The organism is Streptomyces sp. ATLC9 (assembly GCF_057196705.1).
Window position 1 is genome coordinate 1 of record NZ_JBXUOY010000353.1, and the last position, 4,624, is coordinate 4,624.

At 71.5% G+C, this 4,624-nt stretch carries 4 protein-coding genes; all 4 read right to left on the bottom strand.

The annotated features are described in order from the left end of the window. Positions 1–203: 203 nt before the first annotated feature. Positions 204–893 carry a Crp/Fnr family transcriptional regulator gene (locus AC2CJA_RS24400; RefSeq protein ID WP_484604841.1) on the bottom strand — a complete coding sequence of 230 codons (690 nt, stop codon included), beginning with the start codon at positions 891–893 and terminating at the stop codon, positions 204–206. A 92-nt stretch (positions 894–985) separates the two neighbouring features. Next, entirely contained in the window at positions 986–1,951 is a 966-nt protein-coding gene (locus AC2CJA_RS24405) for a hypothetical protein (RefSeq protein WP_484604842.1), read from the bottom strand. Between the two features lie 74 nt (positions 1,952–2,025). Next, positions 2,026–3,345 carry a hypothetical protein gene (locus tag AC2CJA_RS24410; RefSeq protein ID WP_484604843.1) on the bottom strand — a complete coding sequence of 440 codons (1,320 nt, stop codon included), beginning with the start codon at positions 3,343–3,345 and terminating at the stop codon, positions 2,026–2,028. Positions 3,346–3,347: 2 nt separating this feature from the next. Then, entirely contained in the window at positions 3,348–4,385 is a 1,038-nt protein-coding gene (locus AC2CJA_RS24415; protein WP_484604844.1) for a hypothetical protein, read from the bottom strand. Between the last annotated feature and the right edge of the window lie 239 nt (positions 4,386–4,624).

The window sequence follows — 4,624 nt, forward strand, 5'->3', positions numbered from 1 at the left end:
CTCCGACGGTGGCAGGAACAAGGACCTCGACAATCCTCATTCTCGCTGGTCAGAGGCACTCTCTGTTTTCCTGACCGCCTGTCGGACAGCCCACCTCATGAAAGCCCGAGGCTAAGGGAATGTGACGTCCCGTTGCCGGGCGAGCTCACCCAATCTGTGAGTTCGCGAAGCCCCCGGGACCTGTTCCCGGCGGTGGCGGAGTATCAGCCGTCTTCTGCCGCCCAGGCGGCCAGCCGCTCAGGTGCGGTGACCACCACCCGACCGCGGCCCAGCGAGATCCAGCCTTCCTCGTGCAGCAGACGCAGGGCGCGTACCACGGTCTCGCGGGAGGTGCTGGAAGCCCCGGCCAGCTCCTGCTGCGTGATCCGTATCTCCAGTGAGCGGGGGACCGCCTTCTGCGGGGTGCCGTACCGGTGGGCCAGTTCCAGCAGCACGCGGGCGACGCGCACCACGGCCGGGTACGCGCCGTACTCGGCGCGCGACCGGTCCGAATCCCTGAGCCGTTCCGTCACACTGCGCAGGACGGCCAGAGCGAGGGCACCCTGCTCGGCCAGGAGTCGGCGGAAGCGGTCGGCGGTGACGACGGTTCCCCGTCCGGAGCCCAGCGCGGTCACCGTCGCCGACCGAGGGTGTCCGTCCACACAGGACAGCTCGCCCAGCAGTTCGTTCGGTCCGCGTATGGCGAGGATGCTGGTGTAGCCGTTGGAGGATTCGGCAGTCACCTTGACCAGGCCCTCCTCCAGGAGGACCAGTTCGGTCGGCGGATCGCCCTCCCGCATCAGCACATCGCCGGTCTCCCAGCGGTACGGGCGGCCGCAGGATCGTAACTGCCCCAGGCACTCGGACGGGAGGAACGGGACGCCACCGTTGGGACGGGCCATGGGCTCGCTCACTGGGAGAGTCGTTCCGGTCGGCCCGAGCCTAGCGGGAACGGGCCGGGACGGGAACCGGACACCGCCCGGTTCCCGTCCCGGCCCTGCCCGTGTCAGCGGGGCGACCGGTCACCCGGTCCGGCACCCGTGGCGGCCGGTTCCCCGAGGAAGACGGTGCGGGAGTGCCGCCGCCGCTGGTCGAACCACTCGCGGCCCTCGGTCGCGAGCGCCGCGAGGATACGGAAACCGGTCGAGACACCGGAGGTCTCCCGGGCGAGCTCCCGTAGTTCCCCGGGGGACTCGGCGGTGCTGTCGAGCAGCGCGTAGTCCTCCAGGAACACGTCGAGGAACTGCTGGTTGTCCAGGACCAGCCGGAGCGCCTCACTGGGCAGTGGGGCGTCCGGTCGGCCGTCGTCCCCCGGGGGCCCGTACTCCCGCATCATCTCCTCCAGTTCCTCGATGTCCGGGTCCATGGAAGCGGGCGCGTCGTCCTCGCGGTCCTTCGGGCGCCCGAGGGTCTTCAGCATGGCCGAGCTGATGGCGTCGTAGCGGAAGACCACGTCGCTGCGGCCGGAGTGGCCGCCCGTGGTGAAGTCCATCAGCCAGGTGCTCGTCCACACTCCGCTGGAGGTCAGGACGAACAGTTTGACGAGATAGCTGGAGTAGCGCACGGGGCCGCCCGTCACCCGGGCCCGTACACAGCCGGGGGCGGCTTCCAGCACGAAGAAACTGAACACGATGTCCCGGTGCTCCATCTCGTGCTCCCGGAGCATCTCGCGCAGCAGATGACGCTGGTCGAGGTCGAGCCAGTCGGCCATCCGCACGTCGTCGGGGCGGTGGTCCGCCAGATGGCGCGACCACGAGGCGTGCACCACGCGGTCCTCCTCGTAGGTCTTCCGGCGCTCCTCCAGCCACTCGGCCCGCACGTTCTGCCAGACCGTCTCCCAGACGGCGAAGCCCGCCGCGATCCACAGGGCCGCGGTCAGCACGGCGTACTGGCCGTCTCCCGCGCCGACCATGGGGAACATGACCGACAAGGCGAGCAGCACCAGCAGGCCCAGGCCCAGATTGAGTACCACCTGCGCCCAGCGCGGTTCCCGGGCCCTGCCGTGCGCGCGCCAGCGCGAGGCCTCGTCGGCGGCACGGCGCTGGATCAGCCAGTCCAGTCCGGCAGGCGTGCCGGACCGCCAGAAGAGGTGGGTGAGTTCGGCGACCAGTCGCGGCGCTGCTCCGCACAGTCGCGCATCCAGTCTGCGGCACGGTCGGAGCGGTCGTCGGGGGTGTGCTCGGCGAAGCGCGCCTTTACCAGTTCGGCGACTGTCTGCCGGAAGCGGTCCCGACGGCGGGCTTCGGCGGTGGGGCGTTCATCCGCGGGGGGCCGTGCCCGGGCGGCGGTGCCGAGGAGGGCCCGGGGGAACCCCCTCGCGGTCCGGGGCCCTCCGTCCGGAGCACCGGGCCCGGACCGCCATTTACGCATCCGTTCGGCTCTGGCCTTCTTCCTCATCATGGGGCGGGCGGCGGCCACGATCGCTGTCACCGTCCCGAGGGCGAGCAGTGCGCTGAAGACGATCAGCCCGGTGAGGTCCGACGACGCGGCGGCATCGGCGGTGCCCGGGGCGCCGAATCCGGGACCCCGCGCGGTGCCGGAGTCCGCCGGCCATCCGGTTCCGGGCGCCGTGGGGTTCGGAGAGCCCGCACCGTGCTCGCCCAGACGCGTCAGCGCGAGCACGAGCCCGCCGACGAAGGCGAAGGCGGCCAGCCCCCAGCCGCTCGCCGCGTTCGGCAGCCATCCCGAGTCCCCGCCGGGGTCCGGAGGCCGCGGGGGGAGTGGATCGGCGGTGAAGAACAGCGGTACTCGCCGGGTCCGGTCGTGGGCGAAACGCCGGTCGCGGACCGCGGCTTCCTCCCCGGCGTCGCTCACGTCCCGTTCTATGCCCTGCATGACGCGGCGCAGATGATCCTCGACCTCGGCGCGCCGCTCGTCCGGCAGGCCGGACATCAGAGCGGCGATCTCGGCGCCGGTGGTCTGCCCAACGGGTTCCCGGGTGGTACCGGTGCTGTCCCCACCGGTACCGCCCGGCGGGGACACCGCCGCAGTCAGCAGTTCGCGGACGGTTCGCAAGGCGGTGCGGAATCCCTCGGGGTCGGTGCCCGGGGCCGGAGGCCGGGCGAGTGCCTCCCGCAGGCGCGTCCAGTCGGTGTCGGTGAGTTCCTCGGGGGAACGGCGGCTGACCGCCGCCAGGACGCGGAGGTACTCGAGCCGGGGCGATTCATGGCCCTGAGCCACCACCTCGTCGAGCAGTTGCTCCGCCCGCTCCCGCAGCCCGGCCCGGAGACAGCGCCAGGCCGTCTCCACGCGCTCCTCGGGGGCCGCACCCGGCTCCGCGAAGTACTGGGTCACCGCCCCGTGGTTGACTCCGATCCCGCCGTCGGTGATGCCGCCGTACAGGGCGTCGATTCCCTGGCCGGCCACGGTCACGCCTCCCCACCGGCGAGACGGATCAGTGCTGCGACGGTGGTGGTCAGAGCGCCGGCGTTCTCCACCAGGTCCCGGAGTCGGCGCAGCGCGTTCAGCAGCGGCCGGCGGCCGGCTTCGACGGGCGCGGTGACGTGGCGCTCGGCCTCGTCCAGTTCGGCGGTGGCCCCCGCGTACGCGTCGTCGTCGATCTCGCGTCGGTTCCGGGACTCGCGCAGCTCGACTCTCAACCGGTCCAGCCGGCTCCTCAGCTCGGCCACCTCCGAGGGGGAGGGGCCGGAACGCCAGTCCTGACGTATCTCGCCGTGGTTGTTGATTCCGATGCCGCCGTGGTGGATGCCGCCGTGGAGGACGCCGATCCCGCTGTTCCCGGCCGGGAACGGGGAAGCGGCCTCGGCGGCTCGCCCGGCGGGTGCGTTCTGGTCCTGCCGGGGACCGGAGGCGTCCAGCCCCGGCGGTTCCAGATAGCCGGGGACCCGGATCCACAGCGTCTCGTCCTCCAGTTCTTTGGCGGAGAACGTGACCGACCGGTACTCCAGCGGATCGATGCCGGGGTAGTCGTGGCGGACCACGGCATGGTGCAGCGCGTCGGAGACCCCCACGCTCATGACGGCCTTGGGCGCGGCTTCCAGGGTGCGCTTGAGAGCGGGGACGTCGACCATTCGGAAGGCGGTGTTCAGGTCGGCGCCGACCCAGCCGCGGCCGTCCCAGGCGACCTCGCCGGCATGTACGGCGACGCGTAGCCGCAGCGACCGCGGACCCTCGCGGTGGAGCCGTGCGTGGCTGCGGAGTTCTGCCTCCAGGGCGTCGATGAACGCACCCAGTACGGTGTGCTTCGACACACTGCCCGGCAGGAGCAACATGGCGCCGTCGCCGCGGTCCTCGCCGTGAGCCGCTTCGACCCCGGCAGTGGTGAGCGCCCGTCGCGTCAGGTCGTACATACGCTCTCGAAGCCATGCCTGGTCCGGATCGCCACGTCGACCGGAGCCGACCATGTCCAGGATCACCAGCAGAAAATAGGTGGGCGTGGTTTCCACAGCCGAGTCCCTCCTCGCTCGCACGCACCGGTTGGGAGCACGGCGTACTCGCTCTTTCCGGGGCGCATCTCCTGACTAGCAAGGAGCCGGGTTCGGCACTGCGTCATCTGACGCAGACCACCGGAGACGGCCAGGGCGGATGGGTGCAGATAACCAGCGTGTCTCTTCTGTGGGCGCCCGCGTGGCCGCGGGCGCGGCCCGAAGAGTCACGCGGGGGCGCGGGCCTCCCACACGGGGGG